Here is a 23,939-nt window from a genome sequence, read left to right as displayed (position 1 = left end):
GTTTGGTAGGGCCGCTGTCGGGCATCCGCATCATCGAGGTCGGCGTGATGCTGGCCGGCCCCTATGCGACCATGCTGCTGGCCGATCTCGGCGCCGAGGTGATCAAGGTCGAGCCGCCCGGCGGGGAGATCTCCCGGCAGGTCGGCGACAGCTACTTCGCCAGCCTGAACCGCAACAAGGGCAGCATCTGCCTGGACCTGCGTTCGGTCGACGGGCAGGCGAAACTCGCTGAGCTGGTGGCCGATTCGCATGCGCTACTGGTGAACATGAAACCGTCGGCCATCAAGAAGCTGGGCCTGACCTACGACTCCCTGCGCGGGCACAACGAGGGGATCGTGTGCGTCGCGCTCACCGGCTACGGGCTGCACGGCGGGGACGACCCGGCCTTCGATTACGTCATCCAAGCGGCCACCGGGGTGGCCGCGATGACGGGTGATCCGGATGCGCCACCGACGTTGCCCGGCTATTCGGCGGCCGATAACTCCACCGGCCTGACCGCGGCGCTCGGGCTGCTGGCCCAGATCGTCTCGGGCCGCGGTGGTCAGGTGGATGTGTCGCTGCGCGATGTCATGTTGTCGCAGCTGAACTACCGCGCATCGGCCTATCTCAACGACGGCGTCGAGCCGCGCCGCCAGCCTTTCGGTGCGCACTCGTATTACGTTCCGGCCCAACTCTTCCCGACGGCCAAGGGATATCTGGCACTGTTCATCACCCATGACGGGTTCTGGAAGTCGTTCGCCGGTGAGGCCGGGATCGACGGCTTCGTCACGATGGCCGAGCGGGCCGCGGCGCGAGATCAGGTCCTGGCGGCCGTCTCGGCGGCGTTGGTCACCGATTCGGCCGCGAACTGGGAGGCCCGGCTGAAGCCGCTCGGGATCCCGGCCGCCGCGGTGCGTACCCTGCCGCAGGCGCTGGCCGAGACACCGGAGATGGTGGTGGCTTCGGGGGATATGCGCTTGGTGGGCAGCCCGATCAAGGTCGAGGGTTACCAGCCCGTGTACCGGCCGGCGCCGGGTTTCGAGCCTCAGCCCTCGTAGTCGACGACGATATTGCCGGGGTTCGGGACGGCCTGGCAAGTCAGCACATAACCCTCGTCCACCTCGTCGTCGTCGAGCGCGTCGTTGACCCGCATGACCACGCTGCCCTCGGTGAGCTTGGCGATGCAGGTGCCGCAGTTGCCGGCCTCGCAGGCGAACGGCGGGGTCAGTCCGGCTCGGCGGGCGGTGTCCAGCAGCGTCTCCCCGGGTACGGCCGATACCGTCGTTCTGGCGCGGTCCAGCAGGATCGTCACCTCGTCGGCGGGCACGGGTTCTGCCGTCATGACACTCTCCTGGGGGGTTGATTCTGGCAAACGGAGAATATCATTCTCCGTTCTGGATAAGATAGCCGGTGATGGTTCCTGGGGTGAGCGCAGCGACGGGGAGAGACCGTGCCGTGCTCGCATTCGACGACCGCCAGTACACCGTGGCCGAGCTGGACGCGCTCGCCGGCGGGATGGCCGGCGCCCTCGTCCGGCGGGGTGTACGCACCGGCGACCGGGTGGCCCTGATGTCGTCCAACCGGCCCGAGTTCGTCGTCGCTTTACGGGCCATCTGGCGGATCGGCGCGGCGGTCGTCCTGATCAGCCCGTCCTGGAAGCACGCCGAGGTCGCGCACGCGCTGACCCTGACCGCGCCGGTGTTGGGCGTGGGCGACCAGCCCCTGCTGGCCGAATTGCTGCCGACGGTGCACTTCGACGATCCGAGCGCCGGGCTGCCCGGGGCGAGCGAAGCGACGGGGGATACATGGCCTCCGGCCGCGCCGGAGTCCGACGCGTTGTTCGTGTTCAGTTCGGGGACCACCGGTATGCCGAAGGCGGTCCGTCACACCCATCGCGGTTTCGCCACCGCGATCCGGCATTGGCGGGATGCGCTGGGGCTCACTGCCGCCGACCGGATGCAGATCATGACGCCGCCATCGCACATCCTCGGTCTGCTCAACATCGCCACGGTGCTCGACACCGGCGGCTGGCTGCGGTTGCACCGGCGCTTCGATATCGCCACCATGCTTGCGCACATCGAGTCCGACCGGATCACCATCGAGATGGCCGTCGCTCCCATCGCGCTGGCGATCGCCGCTCACCCTGATCTGGAGTCCTATGACCTGTCCTCGCTGCGCTACATCATGTGGTGCGCTACTCCGGTCACCAAGACCGTCGCCGATGCCGTCACCGAACGGGTAGGTGTGCAATGGGTCTCGGCCTACGGGGCCAGCGAGCTCCCGGTGATCGCCTGCTGCCCGATCGGTGCGGCCCGGCTGGACACCGTCGGCAAACCGGTGTCCGGGGTGACGGTGCGGATCTCGGCGGCCGGTGAGATCGAGGTGCGCTCGGATTCGGCGATGGCCGGCTATCTGCCCGAGGCCGAGACCGGCTCGGCGTTCGCCGACGGCTGGTATCGCACCGGCGATATCGGCCATCTCGACGAGGACGGCTGGCTGCACATCACCGACCGGCTCAAGGAGATGATCAAGGTGCGCGGGTTCCAGGTGGCGCCCGCGGAGGTGGAGGCGGCGCTGCACGCCCACCCCGCGGTCGCCGACTGCGCGGTGTTCGGGATTCCCGATCCGGCCGACGGCGAGGCGATCGTCGCGGCGGTGACGGGGCAGGCGGTGCCGGAATCCGGTCTCATCGACTGGGTCGGGGCGCGGCTGGCGTCCTACAAGAAACCGCGCCGGGTGGTGTTCGTGGACGAGATCCCGCGGCTGCCTTCGGGAAAGGTGCTGCGCCGCGTGCTACGCGATCGGTACGCGCGTCGCGCGGTCAGCTCCTGATCAACTCTTCGGAGCGTTGCACGGTGCCGGTGATACCGCCGGCATCCTGACCGGCCAGCACGACCGCCGCCGCGCCCATCGCCTCGGGTGGTTCCACCATCTCCGCAGGGATCTCGACGCCCATGCCGCCGGCCTGCCATCCCTCGGTGAGGACCACCCGGGACGGGCTCAGACAGTTGACGGCGATGTTGTCGGCTTTCAGGTCCTCGGCCAGCCCGAGGTAGAGGCGTTCGGCGGCGGCTTTGGAAACCCAGTAGGCGTTCGCGCCGGACATCCCGACCCCGGTGGTGGTGATGGCCGTCAACGATCCACCCCCGCGGGCGCGGATATGCGGGATCACCGCCTTGGTCACCAGGAACACCCCGGTCAGATTGACGTCCAGGCACAGCTGCCAGCGCTTGAGCGGCGTGGACTCGACGGGCCCCAGCCACAGCACGCCGGCGTTGGCGACCAGGACGTCGATACCGCCGAACTCCGAAATCGTCGCCGCGACAGCGTCGTTCACCGACTCTTCGGAGGTGACGTCGCAGGGCACCGGCAGGGCTCGGCCGCCGCAGCCGATGATCGAGGCCGTCACCGAGCCGATGGTGCCGGGCAGCTTGCCCTGCTCCTCGGATCGGGCGGCCACCGCCACCGACGCGCCCGCCGCCGCCAGCGCGTGGGCGATGGTGGCGCCGATGCCGCGACTGGCGCCCGCGACGAACGCGGTCTTCCCCTGCAGGCTCAGACTCACCTGGGCGGGAATCGCAGCGCCCCGTCGAGGCGAATGACCTCGCCGTTGAGGTAGTCGTTCTCGATGATGCTCTGCGCCAGCTGCGCGTACTCGGTCGAACGGCCCATCCGTTTGGGGAAGGGAATCTGCGGGGCCCAGTACTTTTCCAGCTGATCGGCGTTCTGGCCGTAGGCCGGGGTGTTGATCGTGCCGGGGGCGATGGTGACGACGCGGATGCCCAGTGGCGACAAATCGCGGGCGGCCACCAGCGTCATGCCGAGCACGCCGCCCTTGGCGGCCGCGTACGGCAGCTGGCCGATCTGACCCTCGTACCCCGCGATCGACGCGGTGTTGACGATGACACCTCGCGCGCCCTCGTCCAGTGGTTCGGTTCGCGCGATGGCGGCGGCGGTCAGGCGCAGCACGTTGAACACGGCGGTCAGATAGAACTTGATCGTCTTCTCGAAGCCGTCCAGGCTCAGCGGCGAGCCGTCCTTGCCGATCAACCGGCCACCGGCGGCCGGCCCGCCGTGTGTGTCGACCGAGATGCGCAGCGGGGCAAGCGCTTCGGCTTCGGCGATCGCCGCGTTGACGGACTCCTCGGAGGTGGCGTCGGTCCGGATGTAGCGGACACCGAGCTCCTTCTCCAGCGCGGTGCCCTTTTCATCGGCCATGTCGGCGACGACGACCTTGGCGCCGGCGGCGTGTAGGCGGCGTACGGTCGCCTCGCCCAGGCCTCCCGCGCCGCCGACGACGAGCGCGGAGCTACCGGCGATCTGCATGTGGTCCCCTTCTTGCAACTGACACTCTCGACTTGAGAGAATAGCATTCTCATACCGGAATGAAACGAGATTCCCATGCTTGAATCCGTCACCGCCTCTGTCATCCGTGCGCCGCAGATCGCCGAAGTGATTGTGTGCAAAGGCCTTTTGCTTGCCGGGGGTGGCATCGGTTCAGCCCCGGCCATCGAGGTGGCACCCTAAGGTTCTGTCTCGATGGATATTCACGAGCTGCTGACCGCAGCCCGGGCCGGATCGCAGCGCGCCATCGGCCGGCTGCTGAGCCTGGTGGAAAGCGACCGCCGAGACGACGTGCTCGCGGTGCTGCAGTCGCGCCCGGTCCGCACCGTCGGGATCACCGGCCCGCCCGGAGCGGGTAAGTCGACCACCGTCGCGGTGCTGGTGGCTGCCTACCGGGCCCGCGGCCTGCGGGTGGCCGTACTGGCCGTGGATCCGTCCTCGCCGTACAGCGGGGGAGCGCTGTTGGGTGACCGGATCAGGATGGCCGCGCATATCAACGACCCCGGTGTGCTCATCCGGTCGGTCGCCACCCGGGGGCATCTCGGTGGCCTGTCGGCTGCGGTGCCCGCGGCGATCCGGCTGCTGGCCGCACTGTCCTACGACATCGTCGTGCTGGAGACGGTCGGCGTCGGGCAATCCGAGGTGGAGATCGCGGCGGTCGCCGACCCCACGGTGGCCATCCTGAATCCCGGTGCGGGGGACGCGGTCCAGGCCGCCAAGGCCGGCCTGCTCGAAGTCGCCGACATCATCGTGGTCAACAAGGCCGACCGCGAGGGTGCCGACCAGACCGTGCGCGATCTGCACATCGAAACCGGGATGCCGGTATTGAAGATCATCGCCGCGGAGAACGCCGGTATCGACGACCTGGTGGACGCGATCGATGCCCACCACCGGACCGACGATCCGCGGCGGCGGGCGGCTCGGGCCCGGCTGCAGATTCTCTCGCTCGCGCAGAGCGCGCTGCGTACCCATCCGAGCCTGGCGGAGCTGTCTGCAGCAGTCGCCGCGGGCGACCTCGATGTCTACACCGCGACCGCCCGGCTGCTGGACGGGGTCCAGGTCACGCCCGAATGAGAATGTAGTTTCCATCTTTCGGAAGTGCTACTGTACGAAATCGCTAACGTATTCTTTTGTCCCGAGGAGTCCGATGCCGAAGGCGCTTGCCCCCGAGATCTCCACCTGGCCGGCGGAGAACCCGCAACTGATCGGCAGTCGGTGCGGCGCCTGTGCGGCGACGACCTTCCCGCGCCAGCAGCGCTGCCCCAAGTGCAGTAAGGCCGAGATGTCGGATGTGCTGCTGCCGCGCCGCGGCACAGTGGTCGCCTGGACCACCCAGGGCTTCCCGCCCGGCGCGCCCTACGCGGGGCCGACCGGCAAGGATTTCGTCCCGTTCGGGGTCGGTCTGGTGCAACTCGGCGATGTCATCCGTGTCGAGGGCCGGCTGACCGAGAACGACCCCGCCAAGCTGAAATTCGGCATGGAGGTCGAACTGGCCATGCAGCCGTTCGCCACCGACGCCGAGGGTGACGAGCTCATCACCTTCTGGTTCAAGCCGGTTCAGACAGGGGTCCCCGCATGAGCAATGACGTCGCCATCATCGGTGTCGGTATCCACCCCTTCGGCAGGTTCGACAAGACCGCCATGGAGATGGGGGCCGAGGCCATCCAGGGCGCGCTCGCCGACGCCAAGCTGGAATGGAAGGACATCCAGTTCGGTTTCGGCGGCAGCTACGAGGTGTCCAATCCGGACGCGGTCACCCGTCTTGTCGGGCTCACCGGCATCACGTTCACCAACGTGTTCAACGCCTGCGCCACCTCGGCCAGCGCCATCCAGCAGACTGCCGACACCATCCGGCTGGGCAAGTACGACATCGGCATCGCAGTCGGGCTGGACAAGCATCCGCGCGGCGCCTTCACCGACGACCCGGCCAAGCTTGCGCTGCCGCAGTGGTACGCCCACAACGGTCAGTTCGTCACCACGAAGTTCTTCGGCATCAAGGCCAACCACTACATCCACACCCACGGCATCTCCGAGGAGACGCTGGCGCGGGTGGCCAACAAGAACTTCCGAAACGGTGTGCTGAATCCGAATGCGTTCCGGCGCAAGGAGATCTCCGTGGAAGAGATCATGGCCTCGCCGGTGCTCAACTACCCGCTGCGCCAGTACATGTTCTGCGCGCCGGATGAGGGTGCCGCCGCGGTCATCATGTGCCGCGCCGATATCGCGCATCGCTACACCGACACGCCGGTGTACGTGCGGGCCAGCGAGATCCGCACCCGCACCTACGGCGCCTACGAGGTGCACGGCACCTCGGCTCCGTTGGAGCAGGATCCGTCGCCGACGGTGTTCGCGGCCAAGGCCGCCTACGAGGCGGCCGGAATCGGTCCCGAGGATATCGACATCGCCCAGCTGCAGGACACCGACGCCGGGGCCGAGATCATCCACATGGCCGAGACGGGTCTGTGTGCCGACGGTGAGCAGGAGAAGCTGCTGCTCGAGGGGGCCACGGAGATCAGCGGATCCATTCCGGTCAACACCGACGGCGGTCTCATCGCCAACGGCGAGCCCATCGGCGCTTCGGGTCTGCGTCAGATGCACGAGTTGGTGCGCCAATTGCGTGGTGAGGCGGGGGAGCGTCAGGTTCCCGGTAGCCCGCGCGTCGGACTGGCCCAGGTATACGGTGCGCCCGGCACCGCGTCGGCCACCATCCTGTCGCTCTAGCGTGCCCGCCGTGGTAACGGCATTCTCGAAGGAATAGAGTCCGATTCATGGCCTTGGAAGACGCAGAAACTCCCGAATATCGCTTCGTGACATACGAAACCCTCGACGAGGGCACCATCGCCCGGATCATGCTGAACCGGCCCGAGGCGCGCAATGCGCAGAACCGCGGCATGCTGGTGGAGCTGCACGAGGCGTTCCTGCGGGCGGAGGCCGATGACACCGTGCGCGTGGTGATCCTCGGCGGTAACGGGTCGATGTTCTCCGCCGGCCACGACGTCGGGTCGAAGGTGCAGCGCGCCGAGTACACCCCGGGTCCGGACCAGCATCCCAGCTTCACGGTGAACGGCGGCACCCGTCAAGGCGCCGAGAGTCTGATGCTGCAGGAATGGCACCACTACTTCGAGAACACCCGGCGCTGGCGCAATCTGCGCAAGATCACGGTGGCCTCGGTACACGGTGACGTCTACGCCGCGGCGCTGATGCTGATGTGGTCCTGCGATCTGATCGTGGCCGCCGACAACACCCGGTTCACCGACGTCGTCGGTACCCGGCTGGGCATGTGTGGCGTCGAATACTTCGCGCACCCATGGGAATTCGGTGCCCGTAAGACCAAGGAGCTGATGCTCACCGGCGACACGCTCTCGGTCGAGGAGGCCCATGCGCTGGGCATGGTCTCCAAGATCTTCCCGGCCGACGACTTGGCCGGCAAGACACTGGAATTCGCCCGTCGGATCGCCAAAGTGCCGACCATGGCCGCTCTCCTGATCAAGGAATCGGTCAACCAGACGCAGGACAACCAGGGTTTCTACAACTCGCTCAACGCGTGTTTCACCCTGCACGAGCTGAACCACAGCCACTGGGCCCAGGTGCACGAGAACAAGTTCCCGGTCGGTCTGGTCGAGGACGGCCTGGAGGACTGGCGCACCTCCGGTCCGCCGAGTGCCGCCGTCAAAGACCAGCCCTAGTTTTTCCGTGATTTGTGCACGTTTACCGGCGGTCGCCGCCGGTAAACGTGCACAAATCGCGTCTAGGTGGAGGCGGATTCGCCTGTCGCGGCGGCGTATCCGCTGCGGTAGCCGAACACCATGGCCGGCCCCAGCGTGCCACCGGCGCCACCGTAGGCCTTACCGGTCACCCCGGCCATCGCGTTGCCCGCCGCGAACAAGCCCTCGATCACCTTGCCGTTGACGTGTAGTACCCGCCCGTCCCGGTCGGTGCGTGGTCCACCCTTGGTGCCCATCGCGCCGACGGCCACGGGGACCGCGTAGAACGGCGCGGTGTCCAGCGGTCCGAGCGTCTGCAGCGCCGGTGTCGGAGCGGAGTTGTCGCCCCAATAGCCGTCGTATGCGCTTGCACCGCGGTTGAATTCGGGATCCTGCTCGTGTTCGACGCCGGCGTTCCACGCCGAAACGGTGCGGGCGAGTCCGTCGGCGCAGATCCCGGTCTTCTCGGCGAGCTCTTCCAGGCCGGCCGATTTGTTGAACCAGTCGGGTGCCTCGCTGCCGGGCTCGATGCCCAGGAAGCCGTAGCGCTTGAGGTGCTGGTCGTCGAAGACGATCCAGGCCGGGTCATTGAGGTAGCCGGCGCGCGGGTCCAGGTGGTGGAAGGGCCCGGCCATGGAGTTGTATTCGCCCGCCTCGTTCAGGAAACGCTTGCCCGCGCGGTTGACGATGATGCTGCGCGGCCGGGTGCGTTCCAGTCGGACGCTGCGACTGCGTGGCCTGCCACCGAGGGTGTCACCGGGGATCTGCACGATCGGCACCCACCAGGCCTCACCCATGTTCGCCAGATCGGCGCCGTGGGCCATCGCCATCCGCAACCCGTCACCGGTGTTGTTCGGCGGGGACACCGCTCCGCGCATCGGCCCGCGCAGATAGGCCTCCACCAGTTGCGGGTCCCATTCGAACCCGCCGGTGCCCAGGATGACCCCGCGGCGGGCACCGACCCGGATCTCGGTGCCATCGAAGGTGATTCGCACGCCGGTGATGCGGCCGCTCTTCTCCCCGTCGCCCCGGTCGGCGATCAGTTCCAACGCCCGCGCCTCGGTCACCGGGGCCACGCCGCGATCCAACAGCCCTTTGAGCAGGCCGGCGATCAGCGCGGAGCCGGCCACGCAGTAGTCACCGTCCAGGTCGTCGGCCGCGGCATGGATGCGTGCCCGGGTCTCGGCATCGATCCCGACATTGCTGAAGTCCACCGGGAACGCCGTGATGCGGTCACCCCAGTCGCCGATTCGGGACCGGTCGAACGGTTTGGCGTTGAGTGACCGGCCACCGCCGGGCCGTCCGCCGGGCAACTCGGGTTTGTAGTCGGGGAAGCCCTCGGCGACTTCGAACCGCAACTCGCTGTGTGCCTCAAGGAAGTCGAGCATCACCGGACCGGTGCGCACGAACGTCTCGACCAGCGAACGATCCATCAGGCCCAGGGACTGGGCCTCAAGGTATTTCAGGGCATCCTCGACGTTGAGGTCCGCGCCGGCCAGTCGATCGTGCGCGGGTATCCAGACGATGCCGCCGGATACCGCGGTGGTGCCGCCGACCGTCGGCGCCTTCTCGTACACAGCCACCGACGCCCCGTTCACGGCGGCGGTGAGTGCGGCCGAGAGTCCGGCGCCACCGGAGCCCAGGACGACGACGTCGACTTCCTGATCCCAATCCGACACGATTGCCTGTCCTTTCAGCCGAGGATTTCGGAGAGTTGTCTGGCGGCGCGGATCACGGCATCGCGGCCGCGCAGCACCACGTCCTCTCGATGGGAGATGAGGTTGATGCAGGTGGGGGGCGAGGGCGGTCGCCGCCGGACCGGGACCGCCAAACCATAGGTGTCGGGCTCGATCTCGCCGTGGGTGATGACGAAGCCCTGTTCGCGAGCCTGGCTGACCAGATCTCGCTCACCGGGGCGCGGCGGCATGCTCGACAGTAGGGCGATTCCGGCCGAACCGCGGTCGAGTGGGTAGCGGCTGCCCTCATGGAAGGACAGTTGGTAGAACACCAGTGTCGGCACGATCACGGCGATGGCGACCTGCTGATCGCCCTCGGCCACCAGCAGTGAGACGGTGGTACCCAGGTCGTCGGCCAGCAGACGCAGGGTCGGCACGCTGAGCTGGCGCACGTTGTTGTCGAAGGAGGCGCCGAGCACGGCCAGTGTCGCGGCCGGCCGGTACTTACCGTCTTCGCCCTTGGTGATGAAGCGCGCTTGCGCGAGCGTGCTGAGCAATCGGTAGGCGATGGTGCGGTGCACGCCGACGAAATCGGCGACCTCGGTCGCGGTGACGCCCGAGGGTGCGCTGGCCACCGCCTGCAAGGCGGAAAGGCCCCTGGCCAGAGTCTGCGATCCGGCAGCGGGCGACGCGCTGCCGTCCGCGCGGGGGTCGCCGTTGCGTCCCTTGACAGACGTCATCGTGAGAGTGATGCTCTATACATAGTGCACATTGATGTCCGATATTAGCACAGATGATTCACGTAAAACGAGAACGGTATTTCCGCAGGAAGGGACGGCATGGCTGTGACTCCGGTGCACGAAAGCGTCTGGAGCGACCTACAGGGCGTGGCCTTCACACAGGGGTATCTGGACGCCGGCGGAGTGCGCACCCGGTACCTGCACGCCGGGGAGGCCGCCAAGCCGACCCTGGTCTTCCTCCACGGGTCCGGCGGTCACGCCGAGGCCTATGTGCGCAATCTCGAATCGCACGCCGAGCACTTCTCCACCTGGTCCATCGACATGCTCGGTCACGGTTACACCGACAAGCCGGGGCATCCGTTGGAGGTCGCGCACTATGTCGATCATCTGCTCGCGGTGTTCGACGCGATCGGTGCACAGAAGGTGTATCTGTCCGGTGAGTCCCTCGGCGGCTGGGTCGCCGCCCGCGCCGCGTCCGACCACTCCGATCGGATCGAGCGACTGGTCCTCAACACCGCCGGCGGGTCCCAGGCCGATCCCGAGGTGATGAAGCGCATCATCACGCTGTCCATGGCCGCCGCCGAGAACCCGGACTGGGAAACCGTGCAGGCGCGCATCAAATGGCTGATGGCCGACAAGTCCAAGGGCTATGACGATATCGTCGCCAGCCGCCAGAAGGTCTACCAGCAAGCAGGTTTCGTGGCCGCGATGAGCGACATCATGGCACTGCAGGATCCGCAGATCCGGGCCCGCAACCTGCTCGGCCCGGCCGAGTACGGGGCCATCACCGCGCCCACCTTGGTGTTGTGGACCAGCGATGACCCGACCGCCGACGTCAGTGAGGGCAGACGCATCTCGGAGATGATCCCGGGCGCGCGCTTCGAGGTGATGTCCGGTTGTGGGCACTGGCCGCAGTACGAGGACCCCAAGACGTTCAACCGCCTGCACCTGGACTTCCTGCTGGGGCGGGCATGACGGAGGTCGACGTCCTCATCGCCGGGGCCGGCCCCGTCGGCCTGACGCTGGCGAACATCCTTGGCCTGCAAGGTGTGCGAACGCTGGTGGTGGAGGATCGCGACACCCTCATCGACTATCCGCGCGGAGTGGGACTCGATGACGAGTCGCTGCGCACGTTCCAGTCGATCGGTCTGGTCGAACAGATCCTGCCGCACACCGTGCCCAACCAGATCCTGCGGTTCTACGACGGTAACCGTGGCCTGCTGGCCGAGATGGCGCCGCCCGACGCCCGGTTCGGCTGGCCCAAACGCAACGGGTTCGTCCAGCCGCTCGTCGACGCGGAGCTGCTCAACGGGCTGGCCCGGTTCGAGACCGTCCGGGTCTCGTGGAGCACCCGCATGGCGAACGCCGCCCAGGATGCCGACGGGGTGAGCGTCGAGTTGCTCCACGACGGCACACCGTCAACGGTGCGGGCGCGCTATCTTGTCGGCTGCGACGGCGGACGCAGTGCCACCCGGCGCATGATGGATGTCAGCTTCGAAGGCACCACCTCCGAAACCCGTTGGCTGGTGGTCGATCTGGCCAATGACCCGCTCGGGCATCCCAACAGCGAGGTCGGTGCCGATCCGGCCCGGCCGTATGCCTCCATCTCGATCGCGCACGGTATCCGGCGCTTCGAGTTCATGATCCACGCCGATGAGACCGACGAGCAGGTGGAGCGGCCGGAGTTCATCGCCCGGATGCTGGCTCCCTTCGTCCCGCACCCCGACCGGGTCGACATCATCCGGCACCGCGTCTACACCCACCACTCCCGGATCGCGGGTTCGTTCCGCAAGGGCCGGATGCTGCTCGGCGGCGATGCCGCGCACCTGATGCCGGTGTGGCAGGGGCAGGGGTACAACAGTGGTATCCGGGACGCGGCCAACCTGGGCTGGAAGCTGGCCGCCGTCGTCAACGGACACGCCGGGGACGCACTGCTGGAAAGCTATGACACCGAACGGCGCAAGCATGCCCGCGCGATGATCGACCTCTCCACTCTGGTCGGCAGGGTGATCTCGCCGACGAACCGGCATGTGGCGATGCTGCGGGACAAACTCATCCGCGCGGCATCGGTGGTGCCGACGCTGAAGCGTTACGTGCTGGAGATGCGATTCAAGCCGATGCCGCGGTACGACACGGGCGCGGTGGTACACGACAGCCTCCCCACGCCGACCTCTCCGGTCGGCACACTGTTCATCCAGCCGCACGTGGACACCCGCACCGCCCAGAATCTGCGTCTCGACGACGTGTTGGGAAACGGATTCGCGGTTCTGGCGTGGAACAACAATCTTCGCGAGCTGCTGGAAGACGAGGTATTCGCGCGGTGGAAAGCGCTGGGCGCGACGTTCGTCGAAGCCCGGCCCGGCACCCAGCTGCACTGGGCAGGTCACGACGACCCCGATATCACCATCGTCGGGGACCGCACGGGCGCGTTGAAGAGGTTCTTCGACGCCCACACCGCATCGGTGCTCTTCCTGCGCCCGGACCGGTGCATCGCCGCCGCAGGTATCGCCCAATTGTCAAACGAGCTGAGCGTCAAGTTGTTCGACGTCCTGCACCTGACCGAGGGAGGTGAATCCCATGTCGCATCTCGCCCTGTGCTGTATGTCGCACAGCCCGCTGCTGAATCTGCCGGGACCGTCGGCGGAACTGCTTGAGGACATCGACACCCAACTCGCGCGGACGCGTGCCTTCGTCGCGGACTTCGATCCCGAGCTCGTCGTGATCTTCTCCCCGGATCACTACAACGGATTCTTCTACCGGTTGATGCCGCCGTTCTGCATCGGCAGTGCCGCCACCGGAGTCGGCGATTACGGCACCTATGCCGGGCCGCTGGACGTACCCGCCGAGCTGGCCAACGAGATGGCCGCCGCGGTGTGGGACGCCGGTGTCGACGTGTCGCTGTCAGCGGCCATGGATGTGGATCACGGGACGACGCAGCCGCTGGAAGTCCTGTTCGGCCCGGACGATCTGGGCGCGGCTTCGCCTCCCGTCATCCCCGTGTTCATCAACTCGGTGGCCACCCCGCTGGGCCCGCTGAAGCGCACCCGCGCTCTCGGGTCTGCGATCGGTGAGTACCTGGGATCGCTGGGCAAGCGCGTGCTGGTGGTCGGTTCCGGTGGGCTGTCCCACGATCCGCCGGTGCCCACGCTGGCCACGGCGCCGCCGGCAGCGCTGGCGCGCATCGTGGGCGGGGCGCCGATGTCCCCGGAAGGACGGGCAGCGCGGCAGCAGGCGGTGATCGCGGCCGCACACGACTTCGCGCACGGGGAGAGTCCTTTGCGGCCGCTGAACCCGGACTGGGATCACGCACTGCTCGATCTGATCGACACCAACCGGCTGGCCGAGGTGGACGGCTGGACCAACGACTGGATCGCGCGCGAGGCCGGCAATTCGGCACATGAGATCCGCACCTGGGTAGCGGCTTTCGCCGCCTTGGCCAGTCAAGGCGACTACCAGACGCAGCAGCGCTATTACCGTGCTGCTCCCGAGTTGATCGCGGGCTTCGCGATCCGGACGGCGGTTCGTGCAGGATGACAGAACCCTTTGATCACACCGTCGATGTCCTCGTCATCGGTTCCGGTGCCGGCGGCATGACTGCGGCCCTGCGCGCCGCCGCGTCCGGGCTGGACACCCTCGTCGTGGAGAAGTCGCCGAAATTCGGTGGCTCGTCGGCCCTCTCCGGCGGCGGCATCTGGGTGCCGGGTGCCCCGTCGCAACGCAAGACCGGCTATTCGCCGGACCCCGACGGGGTGTTCGAGTACCTCAAGACCATCACCGGAGGGCTGGTCAGTGACGCACGGTTGCGCACCTATGTCGACACCGGCCCGGAGATGATGGAGTTTCTGGAGAAGTCCAGCGACTGGTTCGAGTTCGTGTGGAAACCGGGCTACGCGGATTACTACCCGGAACTGGCCGGCGGTTCCGCGCTGGGCAGCACCATCAACGTGCCGGAGATCGATCTGCGCAAGCTCGGCGACGAGGAGCAGAATCTGCTCGCTCCGCTGGCGCTGGCTCCCAAGGGGATCTGGTTCGCCCCCAAGGACCTTCGGCTGTTCTATCAGGTGCGGCAGAACTGGCGCGGCAAGGCGGTGTTGCTCAAGCTGATCTGGCGGATGGTCCGGGCCCGGGTGTTCGGCGACCGGATGGCCGCCATCGGGCAGTCGCTGATGGCCCGGATGCGGCTGGCGCTCAAGGAGAAGAACATCCCGCTGTGGCTGTCCGCGCCGATGACCGAGCTCATCACCGACGTGGACGGGAACGTCGTGGGTGCGGTGGTGGAACGTGACGGCACGTCGTTGCATGTCGCCGCCCGCCGCGGTGTGGTGGTCGCCTCCGGCGGGTTCGACCACGACATGGCCTGGCGCCGCCAGCATCTGCCGCTGTTGGAGAAGGACTGGAGTTTCGGTAATCCCGCGGCCACCGGCGACGGGATCCGTGCGGGCGAGAAGGTCGGCGCGGCCACCGACCTGCTGGACGAGGCGTGGTGGTTCCCGGCCATGTGCTGGCCCGACGGGCGGCTGCAGTTCATGCTCAACGAGCGGATGATGCCGGCGCAGTTCGTGGTCAACGGGGCCGGTAAGCGGTTCATCAACGAGGCCGCGCCGTATATGGACTTCGCGCACGCCATGATCGAGGGCCAGCGGGCGTGGCTGGGCGAGCGGAGCGACGGGGGAACGGCGGCGCCGCACATCCCGTGCTGGCTGATCACCGATATCACGTCGTTCCACCGGTACGTGGTCGGCGGCCACCTGCCCATCCCGAAGATCCCGTTCGCTCCGGTGCCGACCGGCCGCACGATTCCGCAGGCCTGGCTGGACTCCGGCATCGTGGTCGCCGCCGACACCATGGGCGAACTGGCGGCCAAGATCGGGGTGCCGGCAGACGAGTTGCAGCGCACCGCAACCCGCTTCAACGAACTGGCGGTCAATGGGCACGACGACGACTTCAACCGCGGCGACAGTGCCTATGACAATTACTACGGTGACCAGACCCTGCCCAACCCGAACCTGGCCCCGCTGGGCAAGGCACCCTATCTGGCCTTCCAGATCATCCTCGGTGACCTGGGCACCTCGGGTGGGCTGCTGACCGACGAACACGCCAGGGTGCTGCGCGAGGACGGGACCGTCATCGGCGGGCTCTATGCCATCGGCAACGCATCGGCCGCGGTGATGGGCCGCAGCTATGCCGGTGCGGGCGCGACCATCGGACCCGCCATGACGTTCGGCTACGTCGCGGCACTGCATCTTTCACACATGACCCCACAACTGGATCGAGAGGCAACCGTATGAAGATCTCGCTGTTCTACGAATTCCCGCTGCCACGGCCGTGGTCCGACGGCGATGAGCACCAGCTGTTCCAGCATGGCCTGGACGAGGTGGAAGCCGCCGACAAGGCCGGCTTCTCCACCGTCTGGCTCACCGAGCACCACTTCCTGGAGGAGTACTGCCACTCCACCGCACCGGAGATGTTCCTGGCCGCAGCAAGCCAACGCACCAAGGACATTCGGCTCGGCTTCGGTGTGATGCACCTGCCCCCGCCGATCAACCACCCGGCCCGTATCGCCGAGCGGGTCGCCACGTTGGACCATCTGTCCAACGGCCGGGTGGAATTCGGCACCGGTGAGGGCTCCTCGGTCGCCGAACTGGGCGGCTTCGACATCGACCCGGCCGACAAGCGCACCATGTGGGAAGAAGCGCTGGAGGTGTCCATCCGTTGTATGACCGAGGCGCCGTTCACGGGATTCAAGGGCGAGCACGTCGAGATGCCGGCCCGTAACGTCATCCCGAAGCCGCTGCAGAGCCCGCACCCACCGGTGTGGGTGGCGTGCACGCGCCCGTCGTCGGTGCAGATGGCCGCCCAGAAGGCCATCGGCGCACTGAGTTTCGCCTATACCGGGCCCGAGGCGCTCAAGGACCGGGTGGACGGCTACTACAAGGAATTCGAAGAGCAGGGCGCACCGGTGACCCCGGCCATCAATCCCAATATCCTGGCCATCGGCGGCGACCTCTCGATGATGGTGGCCCGAACCGATGAAGAGGCGCTCCAGCGACTCGGTACCGGCGGCGGATTCTTCTCCTTCGGCATCATGCACTACTACCTGACCGGTATGCACACCCCGGGCCGGACCGGTGTGTGGGACCTCTACCAGGAGGCGGTCAAAGAAGACCCGACCCTGGCCTACGGTCCGGGCCGCGGCGCCATCGGTTCGCCGGACACGGTGCGGGAGTTCCTGCGCGGCTACGAGGCCAGCGGCGTCGACGAGATCATCCTGTTGCTGAACCCGCGCAGCCACGAGGGCACCATGGAATCCATCGAGATCATGGGCAAGGAGATCCTGCCCGAGTTCATCGAGCGTGACCAGTCGGCGGTGGCCGCCAAGGCCAAGCGGCTGGCGCCGGTCATCGAGAAGGTCGAGGCGCGCCGGCAGCCCTCCGATGCCCCGCTGTTCGACGAGACCTACTCCTTCGGCGGTCTGCCCACCGGCCGCGGTGGAAAGTTCACCGCCGGTGAGATTCCCGAGGCCATGGCCGAGATCAACGAGGGCCGCGTGAAGGCCGCTCAGCTGGAGAAGGAACAGCGCGAGGCAAGCAAGGAGAGATGACCGACGAACGCTGGCGTTATGACGGTCGCCGGGTGGTGGTGACGGGATGCGCATCGGGTATCGGCGCGCATCTCGCCGCACAACTGGCCGATCTCGGCGCACGTGTCACCGGGCTCGATCTGCGCACACCGCAGACGGAGCCGGCGCAGTTCATCGAGGTGGACTTCGCCGACGTCGCCTCCATCGATGCCGCGGTCGCGGCGATCGACGGTCCCGTCGACGCGTTGTTCAATGTCGCCGGGGTGTCCTCGGGTATCGGCAAACCGCTGCTGGTCGTCACCATCAACTTCCTCGGGATGCGCCATTTCACCGAAGGGCTGATTCCGCAGATGCCAGTGGGGGCGGCGATCGCCAACGTCTCGTCGCTGGCCGCCGCCGACTACCTGGCCAACACCGCGGTGACGGCGGGCCTGCTGGCGACCACCTCGATGGCCGACGGCATCGAGTGGTGTCACCGCAACCCGCAGGCACTGGCCGACGGTGGCTACCGGCTGTCCAAGGAGGCGATCATCCTGTACGGCATGAGTCGTGCACTTGCCTTGGGGGAGAAGGGTATCCGGATCAACTGCACCGGCCCCGGCGTGACCGAGACGCCGATTCTGGACCAATTGCGCGGCGCTTACGGACCGGACTACCTGGATTCGTTCCCCAGGCTGCTGGGGCATGTATGCGGTCCGGACGAGCAGGCATCGGTGCTGGCCTTCCTCAACAGCCCAGCGGCAAGCTACATTTCGGGACAGGTGATCTGGGTGGACGGCGGCACCGTCGCCGGCCGGATCGCAGCGACCCTGCCGTCGGAGACGGCACATGAGGCCCGGGAAGGAACCCTCTGAATGTCCACCATGAAGGATTTCCGCCGGGTCGCCGACGATGTGCGCAACTGGGGCCGCTGGGGTGACGATGACGAACTCGGCACACTGAATCTGATCACCGCCGACAAAGTTGCCGAGGCGGCGTCGCTGGTGAGGCGCGGCAAGGTGATCTCGCTCGGCGGCGATTTCGGGTCGAACGGCCCGCAGGGGGCCTTCAAGTTCCGCTTCAACCCGATCCACGTCATGACCGTCGACGGTGGTGACGCCGAGACGCTGGTCAAATACGCACCGGAATGGGCACGCAAATCCGTTGCGCAGGAGCTCAGTTCGTTCTTCGTCGACAACATCTTCCGCTTCAACGACGATATGATCACCATGTCGCTGCAGGCCGCCACCCAGTGGGACGCGCTGTCGCACGTGTACTACGAGGACAAGCTCTACAACGGCTTCCCGGCGGACTCGGTGACCAGTTTCGGGGCCTACCGCTGCGGTATCGAGAAGGTGGACGGCAAGGGCATCGTGTCGCGCGGCGTGCTGCTCGACGTGGTCGCCCACCGCGGTGAAGAGGTGTTCTGCGAACCCGGCAGGCCGATCACACCGGCCGAACTCGACGATATCGCGGCCGAACAGGGTGTGCAGATCGGACGCGGTGACATCGTGGTGGTGCACACCGGGTGGTGGACGCGGTTCCTGTCCGCCGGCGACGGGCACGAGGCCGGCGCCGGCCTGCACTGGACGTGCGCCTCGTGGCTGCACGATCGCGAGGTCGCGGCCGTCGCCTCCGACAACCTGATGGTCGAGGATCCGGACCCGGCCAACGGTGTGGAGGGCACCTTCCTGCCGATGCACATGCTGTGCCTGCGCGATATGGGCTTGATGCTCGGCGAGTACTGGGATCTGACCGGGCTGGCCGCCGATTGCCGCACCGACGGGGTCTACGAATTCCAGCTGATCGCACCCCCGCTGAAGGTGGTCGGCGCGGTCGGTGCGCCCGTCAGCCCGATAGCGATCAAATGAACGTCGTGCGCAAGACCATTGCCGTCGACGGCCTGACGACCGGCTACCTGGAGGCGGGGTTCGGCGAGCCTGTCGTGCTGCTGCACGGCGGTGAGTTCGGTGCCGGCGCCGAACTCGGCTGGGAGCGGAACATCGGTGCGCTGGCCGAGCATTACCGGGTGCTCGCGCCCGACATGCTGGGCTTCGGCGAGTCGGCGAAGGTCATCGATTTCAACGATGGCCGCGGCCTGCGGATCCGGCACATCGCCCGGTTCTGTGAGGTGCTCGGGATCGGCTCGGCGCACTTCGTCGGGAACTCGATGGGTGCGATCAACCTGCTCGTGGACACCACATCGGAGAGTCCCGTCCTCCCGGTCCGCAGCCTCGTGGCGATCTGCGGGGGCGGTGACATCCAGCGCAACGAGCACACCGATGCGCTCTACGACTATGACGCGACGCCGGAGGCGATGCGCCGCATCGTGACCGCGTTGTTCTTCGATCCGTCCTACCCGGCCGACGAGGCGTACGTGCGGCGGCGGTACGACTCGAGCATCGCCCCGGGTGCGTGGGAGTCGTTGGCGGCGGCCCGGTTTCGCAGGCCCGGCCTGGAGGCGCCGTCCACACCGTCATCGCAGCGTGCTTACGCACGCATCGCGGTGCCGGTGTTGGTGGTCGAGGGCGCCCGCGACAAGTTGCTGCGACCGGGATGGGCCGCCGAGATCGCCGCCCAGATTCCCGACGGCCGCTGGGCCGTGGTGGACGGCGCCGGACACTGCCCGCAGATCGAGCAGTCCGAGGCGCTCAACCGGGTCGTGCTGAACTTCCTGAAAGAGGTTGGATGAGTATCGAACTGGACGGCAAGGTCGCCGTCATCACCGGCGGCGCGGGCGGACTCGGCGCGGGTCTGGTCCGGCGGTTCGCCGCGGAAGGCGCCAAGGTGGTGTTCGGCGACGTCGACGAGCGGGGCGGTGTGGCACTGGCGGCCGAGATCGGCCCGAACTCGGTTTTCCTGCGCAGTGATGTCACCGATATCGAGCAGATCGGCGCGCTGGTCGACACCGCGGTGGAGAGGTTCGGCGGACTGCACGTGATGGTCAACAACGCGGGGGTGTCGGGCACCATGCACCGTCGCTTCCTCGACGATGATCTCGCCGATTTCGACGCCGTGATGCGCATCAACCTGCGGGCGGTGATGGCCGGTACCCGCGACGCCGCCCGCCATATGGCCGAGCACGGTGGTGGGTCGATCGTCAACCTGACCTCGATCGGCGGGATCCAGGCAGGCGGGGGAGTGCAGACCTATCGGGCCTCCAAGGCCGCGGTCATCCAGTTCACCAAATCGGTCGCGATCGAATTGGCGCACTACGAGATTCGGGTGAACGCGATCGCACCGGGCAATATCCGGACGGCCATTGTGGCCAAATCGGCCTCGGCCGAGGATCGTGGGCGCCTGTCGGAGTTCGAGGAGACGATCCGCGAACAGATGCGCCTGGACCGGCCGCTCAAACGCGAGGGCACCGTCGACGACGTAGCCGAAGCCGCGTTGTACTTCGCCACCGACAGGTCGCGCTACGTCACCGGCACGGTATTGCCGATCGACGGCGGCACGGTCGCGGGCAAGGTCATCGTGCGTAAGGAGAAGACCTGACGCCGAGATCGACGTTCGGTCGGCATGTTCTCGCACTTTGCCGCCCAATCGTGCACATGGGCGGGAGGGGGACTGCACTTTAAATCAATCGCTTGACTTAATTACAGGAGAGGCGTTGACTGTAACGGTGACGGCAGCGAGATCACTGCGCACCGAGCGTGCCAGTGGCACCCGGGAGGCGATCCTGGTCGCCGCGGAACGGCTCTACGCCGAGCACGGTGTGTTCGCGGTGTCCAATCGGCAGGTCAGTGAGGCTGCGGGGCAAGGTAATAACGCCGCGGTGGGATATCACTTCGGCGCCAAAGTGGACCTGGTGCGCGCCATCGAGCAGAAGCACCGCCAGCCGATCGAGATGCTGCGGGAGCGGATGATCGAGGCCGTATCCGGCTCCGACGACCTGCGCGACTGGGTGGCCTGCCTGGTCTGTCCACTGACCGATCATCTCGCCGAACTGGGGAACCCGACCTGGTATGCGCGGTTCGCCGCCCAGGCCATGACCGACCCGGAGTACCACACCATCGTGGTCAAGGACGCGTTGAGCTCCTCCTCGCTGGTGCAGGTCATCGACCGGATCAACCAGTGCCTGCCCGAACTGCCCGCCGAGGTGCGATTCGAACGCAACGTGATGGCCCGCAACCTGTTGATGCACAGCTGTGCCGACCGGGAACGGGCGCTGGCCACCGGCGGTGCGGTGGCGAGCGGACGGTCCTGGAGTGCCGCCGGCGCCGGCCTGATCGACGCGATCGTGGGCCTGTGGCGGGCGCCGGTCACCGAGATCGGGGGGCTCGCGTGAAAATCGCTGTCGACCAAGACAAGTGCGTGTCATCAGGACAGTGCGTGCTCAACGCGATGGAGCTGTTCGACCAGCGCGACGAGGACGGTGTGGTGGAACTGCTGGAACCCGAGCCGGGCCCAGACCAGTACGACAATGCCCGCCGCGCCGCCGCGGCCTGCCCAGCCCTGGCCATCGATATTCAAGACTGAGGAACGAGACCACTACATGTCTGAGACGCTGACAGAAGTCGACATTCCGGACTACCCGATGGAGCGCGACCTGCGGTGCCCGTTCGCGCCACCGCCGCAGATGCTGGGCAATGCCAAGGGCCTCACGCGGGTGAAGATCTGGAACGGCACCACGCCCTGGCTGATCACCGGGCACGATGAGGCCCGCGCCTTGTTCGCCGATGCCCGGGTCAGTGTCGACGACCGACGGGAGGGCTTTCCGCACTGGAACGAGCATATGCTCGCCACCGTCGACAAGCGGCCGCGCTCGGTGTTCACCGCCGATGCCGAGGAGCACACCCGGTTCCGCCGGATGCTCTCCAAGCCCTTCACGTTCCGCCGCGTCGAGGGCCTGCGGCCGATCATCCAGAAGGTCACCGACGAGTGCATCGACGAGATCCTGGCCGGCCCGCAGCCCGCCGATCTCGTCGACAAGCTGGCGCTGCCGGTACCGACGGTCGTGATCAGCGAGATGCTCGGGGTTCCCTACGAGGATCACGAGTTCTTCCAGGAGCACGCCAACGCCGGCCTGGCCCGGTACGCCGCGGCGGACGCCATGCAGAAGGGCGCGATGAGCCTGCACCAGTACCTGATCAACTTGATCGAGAAGAAGCAGGCCGACCCCGCCGAGGACGCGGTGTCAGATCTGGCCGAACGGGTGACCGCCGGCGAGATCAGCGTGAAGGAGGCCGCCCAGCTGGGCACCGGCCTGCTGATCGCCGGGCACGAGACCACCGCCAATGTGATCGGCATCGGCATCCTTGCGCTGCTGGAGAATCCCGAGCAAGCCGACTTCCTGCGTAATGCCGAGGATCCCAAGGTCATCGCCAACGCGTGCGAGGAGCTGATGCGCTACCTGTCGATCATCCAGAACGGACAGCGTCGCATCGCCATCGAGGATATCGAGATCGGCGGTGAGACCATCCGGGCCGGCGAGGGCATCATCATCGACCTGGCACCGGCGAACTGGGATGCCAAGGCCTACCCCGAACCCGACAAACTGGATTTGAGCCGCGACGCCGGCCAGCAGCTCGGCTTCGGGTACGGGCGGCACCAGTGCGTCGGTCAGCAACTGGCGCGCGCCGAACTGCAGATCGTCTTCCACACCCTGCTGCGCAGGATTCCCACCCTGCGTCTGGCCATCCCGTTCGACGAGGTGCCTTTCAAACACGATCGTCTCGCCTACGGCGTCTACGAACTTCCCGTCACCTGGTGACGTCTGCTCTACAGCCCTGATTGGAGTCACAACGATGTCTGCTCTGAGTACCACTCTCTATCCGCCCGAAGGCTTTGGGGCGCCGAAGAATCGGCGCGGTCATGCCAGCGGGAATCTCGGACTGCCCGCCGGCACCGAGATCTTCTCGGCCGACAACCACATCTCGGTGGCCGATGACATCTTCTACGAGCGCTTCCCCGAGGACCTCAAGGGTGCCGCACCCCGCATCTGGTACGAGGACGGCGCCTACATGGTGGGCATGAAGGGTAAGGCCTGGACCGGCGGTGACTTCGGCCGGGTGCTGATGCAGTACGACGATCTGGCAGGCGCCGCCACCAACAACATCGCCGCACGTATCCGCGAGCTCCGCGAGGACGGTATCGACAGGGAGCTGGCGTTCCCCAATGCCGTGCTGGCCCTGTTCCACTACCCGGACAAGGGGATTCGGGAGCGGGTGTTCCGCATCTACAACGAGGTGATGGCCGAACTGCAGGAGTCCAGCGACGGTCACTTCTACGGTGTCGGTCTGATCAACTGGTGGGATCCCGCCGGAACACGGTCCACCCTCGAACAGCTCAAGTCCCTGGGACTCAAGACCTTCCTGTTGCCGCTCAACCCCGGCAAGGATGACGAGGGCAACATCTACGACTACGGCAGCACCGAGATGGACGCCGTCTGGGACGAGATCGAGGCCGCCGGCCTGCCGGTCAGCCATCACATCGGCGAGACGCCGCCCAAGACGCCCTGCCAGAACAACAGCGTCGTCGTCGGCATGATGGTCAACGTCGACTCGTTCCGCGAGCAGTTCGCGAAGTACGTGTTCTCCGGCATTCTGGACCGCCATCCGTCGCTGAGACTCGGGTGGTTCGAGGGCGGTATCGCCTGGGTGCCCACCGCATTGCAGGATGCCGAGCACATGCTGGCCTCCTACCGGCACATGTTCAACCATGAGCTGCAGCATCCGGTGCGGCACTACTGGGACCACCACATGAGCGCATCGTTCATGGTGGATCCGTTGGGACTGCGGCTGATCGACGAGATCGGTGTGGACAACGTGATGTGGTCCAGCGACTACCCCCACAACGAATCCACCTTCGGCTACTCGGAGAAGTCACTGGCGACAGTGGTGGAGGCGGTCGGCCCGGAGGACGCCGTCAAGATCGTCAGCACCAACATCCAGAAGTTCCTGGGGCTGGCGTGACGACGTCAGCGAGCAGCGGA

At 66.8% G+C, this 23,939-nt stretch carries 25 protein-coding genes; 20 read left to right on the top strand and 5 right to left on the bottom strand.

Going from position 1 to position 23,939, the window contains the following annotated elements; all coding sequences use genetic code 11:
- The first annotated feature begins 2 nt into the window (after positions 1 to 2).
- Positions 3 to 1,037, top strand: a complete 1,035-nt coding sequence (locus H7J86_RS23700) for a CaiB/BaiF CoA transferase family protein (RefSeq protein WP_267293932.1) — start codon at positions 3 to 5, stop codon at positions 1,035 to 1,037.
- Here the strand turns inward: H7J86_RS23700 and H7J86_RS23695 are convergent.
- Positions 1,025 to 1,321, bottom strand: a complete 297-nt coding sequence (locus H7J86_RS23695) for a 2Fe-2S iron-sulfur cluster-binding protein (protein WP_167161335.1) — start codon at positions 1,319 to 1,321, stop codon at positions 1,025 to 1,027. The two genes, H7J86_RS23700 and H7J86_RS23695, sit on opposite strands and share 13 nt — an antisense overlap.
- Before the next feature lie 71 nt (positions 1,322 to 1,392).
- On the opposite strand from H7J86_RS23695, the gene H7J86_RS23690 reads away from it, so the two are divergent.
- Entirely contained in the window at positions 1,393 to 2,811 is a 1,419-nt protein-coding gene (locus tag H7J86_RS23690; RefSeq protein ID WP_372517320.1) for a class I adenylate-forming enzyme family protein, read from the top strand.
- Here the strand turns inward: H7J86_RS23690 and H7J86_RS23685 are convergent.
- A complete protein-coding gene (locus H7J86_RS23685) occupies positions 2,801 to 3,538 on the bottom strand; it encodes an SDR family NAD(P)-dependent oxidoreductase (protein WP_267293930.1) in 738 nt (245 codons plus the stop codon). The genes H7J86_RS23690 and H7J86_RS23685 overlap by 11 nt on opposite strands.
- Before the next feature lie 2 nt (positions 3,539 to 3,540).
- Entirely contained in the window at positions 3,541 to 4,305 is a 765-nt protein-coding gene (locus tag H7J86_RS23680; protein WP_267293793.1) for an SDR family NAD(P)-dependent oxidoreductase, read from the bottom strand.
- Positions 4,306 to 4,380: 75 nt separating this feature from the next.
- On the opposite strand from H7J86_RS23680, the gene H7J86_RS23675 reads away from it, so the two are divergent.
- The 5 genes from H7J86_RS23675 to H7J86_RS23655 all read left to right on the top strand — a co-directional run bounded on the left by H7J86_RS23675 (position 4,381) and on the right by H7J86_RS23655 (position 8,009).
- Positions 4,381 to 4,506, top strand: coding sequence for a hypothetical protein (locus H7J86_RS23675; RefSeq protein ID WP_267293791.1), 126 nt, complete (start codon positions 4,381 to 4,383; stop codon positions 4,504 to 4,506).
- Positions 4,507 to 4,518: 12 nt separating this feature from the next.
- Positions 4,519 to 5,397, top strand: coding sequence for a methylmalonyl Co-A mutase-associated GTPase MeaB (meaB, locus tag H7J86_RS23670; RefSeq protein ID WP_187096450.1), 879 nt, complete (start codon positions 4,519 to 4,521; stop codon positions 5,395 to 5,397).
- Positions 5,398 to 5,470: 73 nt separating this feature from the next.
- Positions 5,471 to 5,902, top strand: a complete 432-nt coding sequence (locus H7J86_RS23665; protein ID WP_090352977.1) for a Zn-ribbon domain-containing OB-fold protein — start codon at positions 5,471 to 5,473, stop codon at positions 5,900 to 5,902.
- Entirely contained in the window at positions 5,899 to 7,044 is a 1,146-nt protein-coding gene (locus tag H7J86_RS23660; RefSeq protein WP_267293788.1) for a thiolase family protein, read from the top strand. The genes H7J86_RS23665 and H7J86_RS23660 overlap by 4 nt, the downstream gene beginning before the upstream one ends.
- A 47-nt stretch (positions 7,045 to 7,091) precedes the next feature.
- The gene (locus tag H7J86_RS23655) at positions 7,092 to 8,009 is read left to right on the top strand and encodes an enoyl-CoA hydratase (RefSeq protein WP_267293786.1); all 918 of its coding nucleotides are present in this window, start codon (positions 7,092 to 7,094) and stop codon (positions 8,007 to 8,009) included.
- A 62-nt stretch (positions 8,010 to 8,071) separates the two neighbouring features.
- Here H7J86_RS23655 and H7J86_RS23650 read toward each other — a convergent pair whose 3' ends face one another.
- Together H7J86_RS23650 and H7J86_RS23645 are read right to left on the bottom strand one after the other, a co-directional pair.
- On the bottom strand, positions 8,072 to 9,706 hold the full coding sequence (locus H7J86_RS23650; RefSeq protein ID WP_267293784.1) for an FAD-dependent oxidoreductase: 1,635 nt from the start codon (positions 9,704 to 9,706) through the stop codon (positions 8,072 to 8,074).
- Between the two features lie 14 nt (positions 9,707 to 9,720).
- Entirely contained in the window at positions 9,721 to 10,443 is a 723-nt protein-coding gene (locus H7J86_RS23645; protein WP_090352983.1) for an IclR family transcriptional regulator, read from the bottom strand.
- A gap of 99 nt (positions 10,444 to 10,542) precedes the next feature.
- Here H7J86_RS23645 and H7J86_RS23640 point away from each other — a divergent pair, with 99 nt between their 5' ends.
- The 13 genes from H7J86_RS23640 to H7J86_RS23580 all read left to right on the top strand — a co-directional run bounded on the left by H7J86_RS23640 (position 10,543) and on the right by H7J86_RS23580 (position 23,919).
- Positions 10,543 to 11,418 (top strand): alpha/beta fold hydrolase, encoded by an 876-nt coding sequence (locus tag H7J86_RS23640; RefSeq protein ID WP_267293782.1) that lies wholly within the window; start codon positions 10,543 to 10,545, stop codon positions 11,416 to 11,418.
- Positions 11,415 to 13,097, top strand: a complete 1,683-nt coding sequence (locus H7J86_RS23635) for a bifunctional 3-(3-hydroxy-phenyl)propionate/3-hydroxycinnamic acid hydroxylase (protein WP_267293780.1) — start codon at positions 11,415 to 11,417, stop codon at positions 13,095 to 13,097. Before H7J86_RS23640 ends, H7J86_RS23635 begins: the two co-directional genes overlap by 4 nt.
- Positions 13,021 to 13,977: a 3-carboxyethylcatechol 2,3-dioxygenase gene (locus tag H7J86_RS23630; RefSeq protein WP_267293778.1), complete on the top strand. Its 957-nt coding sequence runs from the start codon at positions 13,021 to 13,023 to the stop codon at positions 13,975 to 13,977. The genes H7J86_RS23635 and H7J86_RS23630 overlap by 77 nt, the downstream gene beginning before the upstream one ends.
- A complete protein-coding gene (locus tag H7J86_RS23625) occupies positions 13,974 to 15,731 on the top strand; it encodes an FAD-binding protein (protein ID WP_267293776.1) in 1,758 nt (585 codons plus the stop codon). The genes H7J86_RS23630 and H7J86_RS23625 overlap by 4 nt, the downstream gene beginning before the upstream one ends.
- A complete protein-coding gene (locus H7J86_RS23620) occupies positions 15,728 to 17,044 on the top strand; it encodes an LLM class flavin-dependent oxidoreductase (RefSeq protein ID WP_090352991.1) in 1,317 nt (438 codons plus the stop codon). The genes H7J86_RS23625 and H7J86_RS23620 overlap by 4 nt, the downstream gene beginning before the upstream one ends.
- Positions 17,041 to 17,877, top strand: a complete 837-nt coding sequence (locus tag H7J86_RS23615; protein WP_267293774.1) for a coniferyl-alcohol dehydrogenase — start codon at positions 17,041 to 17,043, stop codon at positions 17,875 to 17,877. Before H7J86_RS23620 ends, H7J86_RS23615 begins: the two co-directional genes overlap by 4 nt.
- Positions 17,878 to 18,873, top strand: a complete 996-nt coding sequence (locus tag H7J86_RS23610) for a cyclase family protein (protein ID WP_267293772.1) — start codon at positions 17,878 to 17,880, stop codon at positions 18,871 to 18,873.
- Complete coding sequence (locus tag H7J86_RS23605) at positions 18,870 to 19,694, top strand: alpha/beta fold hydrolase (protein WP_267293770.1); 825 nt, start codon at positions 18,870 to 18,872, stop codon at positions 19,692 to 19,694. The genes H7J86_RS23610 and H7J86_RS23605 overlap by 4 nt, the downstream gene beginning before the upstream one ends.
- Complete coding sequence (locus H7J86_RS23600; protein WP_267293768.1) at positions 19,691 to 20,500, top strand: SDR family NAD(P)-dependent oxidoreductase; 810 nt, start codon at positions 19,691 to 19,693, stop codon at positions 20,498 to 20,500. Before H7J86_RS23605 ends, H7J86_RS23600 begins: the two co-directional genes overlap by 4 nt.
- 127 nt (positions 20,501 to 20,627) lie before the next feature.
- Positions 20,628 to 21,293: a TetR/AcrR family transcriptional regulator gene (locus tag H7J86_RS23595; protein WP_235683366.1), complete on the top strand. Its 666-nt coding sequence runs from the start codon at positions 20,628 to 20,630 to the stop codon at positions 21,291 to 21,293.
- On the top strand, positions 21,290 to 21,484 hold the full coding sequence (locus H7J86_RS23590; RefSeq protein WP_090352998.1) for a ferredoxin: 195 nt from the start codon (positions 21,290 to 21,292) through the stop codon (positions 21,482 to 21,484). The genes H7J86_RS23595 and H7J86_RS23590 overlap by 4 nt, the downstream gene beginning before the upstream one ends.
- Before the next feature lie 16 nt (positions 21,485 to 21,500).
- Entirely contained in the window at positions 21,501 to 22,718 is a 1,218-nt protein-coding gene (locus tag H7J86_RS23585; RefSeq protein WP_090352999.1) for a cytochrome P450, read from the top strand.
- A 34-nt stretch (positions 22,719 to 22,752) separates the two neighbouring features.
- The gene (locus tag H7J86_RS23580; RefSeq protein ID WP_090353000.1) at positions 22,753 to 23,919 is read left to right on the top strand and encodes an amidohydrolase family protein; all 1,167 of its coding nucleotides are present in this window, start codon (positions 22,753 to 22,755) and stop codon (positions 23,917 to 23,919) included.
- Positions 23,920 to 23,939: the final 20 nt, after the last annotated feature.

This window comes from Mycobacterium hackensackense (assembly GCF_025822555.1).
Classification (GTDB): Bacteria; Actinomycetota; Actinomycetes; order Mycobacteriales; family Mycobacteriaceae; genus Mycobacterium; species Mycobacterium fluoranthenivorans.
Note: the sequence above shows the minus strand (reverse complement) of the source record. Positions and strands in the feature narration are given on the sequence as shown.

What these genes read in the sequence shown, in the direction of transcription:
- meaB (WP_187096450.1), top strand. Translation starts at nt 4,519, where the DNA reads ATGGATATTCACGAGCTGCTGACCGCAGCCCGGGCCGGATCGCAGCGC.
- H7J86_RS23655 (WP_267293786.1), top strand. Translation starts at nt 7,092, where the DNA reads ATGGCCTTGGAAGACGCAGAAACTCCCGAATATCGCTTCGTGACATAC.
- H7J86_RS23600 (WP_267293768.1), top strand. Translation starts at nt 19,691, where the DNA reads ATGAGTATCGAACTGGACGGCAAGGTCGCCGTCATCACCGGCGGCGCG.
- H7J86_RS23615 (WP_267293774.1), top strand. Translation starts at nt 17,041, where the DNA reads ATGACCGACGAACGCTGGCGTTATGACGGTCGCCGGGTGGTGGTGACG.
- H7J86_RS23660 (WP_267293788.1), top strand. Translation starts at nt 5,899, where the DNA reads ATGAGCAATGACGTCGCCATCATCGGTGTCGGTATCCACCCCTTCGGC.
- H7J86_RS23585 (WP_090352999.1), top strand. Translation starts at nt 21,501, where the DNA reads ATGTCTGAGACGCTGACAGAAGTCGACATTCCGGACTACCCGATGGAG.
- H7J86_RS23695 (WP_167161335.1), bottom strand. Translation starts at nt 1,321, where the DNA reads ATGACGGCAGAACCCGTGCCCGCCGACGAGGTGACGATCCTGCTGGAC.
- H7J86_RS23680 (WP_267293793.1), bottom strand. Translation starts at nt 4,305, where the DNA reads ATGCAGATCGCCGGTAGCTCCGCGCTCGTCGTCGGCGGCGCGGGAGGC.
- H7J86_RS23640 (WP_267293782.1), top strand. Translation starts at nt 10,543, where the DNA reads ATGGCTGTGACTCCGGTGCACGAAAGCGTCTGGAGCGACCTACAGGGC.
- H7J86_RS23580 (WP_090353000.1), top strand. Translation starts at nt 22,753, where the DNA reads ATGTCTGCTCTGAGTACCACTCTCTATCCGCCCGAAGGCTTTGGGGCG.
- H7J86_RS23620 (WP_090352991.1), top strand. Translation starts at nt 15,728, where the DNA reads ATGAAGATCTCGCTGTTCTACGAATTCCCGCTGCCACGGCCGTGGTCC.
- H7J86_RS23675 (WP_267293791.1), top strand. Translation starts at nt 4,381, where the DNA reads ATGCTTGAATCCGTCACCGCCTCTGTCATCCGTGCGCCGCAGATCGCC.
- H7J86_RS23625 (WP_267293776.1), top strand. Translation starts at nt 13,974, where the DNA reads ATGACAGAACCCTTTGATCACACCGTCGATGTCCTCGTCATCGGTTCC.
- H7J86_RS23665 (WP_090352977.1), top strand. Translation starts at nt 5,471, where the DNA reads ATGCCGAAGGCGCTTGCCCCCGAGATCTCCACCTGGCCGGCGGAGAAC.
- H7J86_RS23645 (WP_090352983.1), bottom strand. Translation starts at nt 10,443, where the DNA reads ATGACGTCTGTCAAGGGACGCAACGGCGACCCCCGCGCGGACGGCAGC.
- H7J86_RS23610 (WP_267293772.1), top strand. Translation starts at nt 17,878, where the DNA reads ATGTCCACCATGAAGGATTTCCGCCGGGTCGCCGACGATGTGCGCAAC.
- H7J86_RS23630 (WP_267293778.1), top strand. Translation starts at nt 13,021, where the DNA reads ATGTCGCATCTCGCCCTGTGCTGTATGTCGCACAGCCCGCTGCTGAAT.
- H7J86_RS23690 (WP_372517320.1), top strand. Translation starts at nt 1,393, where the DNA reads ATGGTTCCTGGGGTGAGCGCAGCGACGGGGAGAGACCGTGCCGTGCTC.
- H7J86_RS23605 (WP_267293770.1), top strand. Translation starts at nt 18,870, where the DNA reads ATGAACGTCGTGCGCAAGACCATTGCCGTCGACGGCCTGACGACCGGC.
- H7J86_RS23635 (WP_267293780.1), top strand. Translation starts at nt 11,415, where the DNA reads ATGACGGAGGTCGACGTCCTCATCGCCGGGGCCGGCCCCGTCGGCCTG.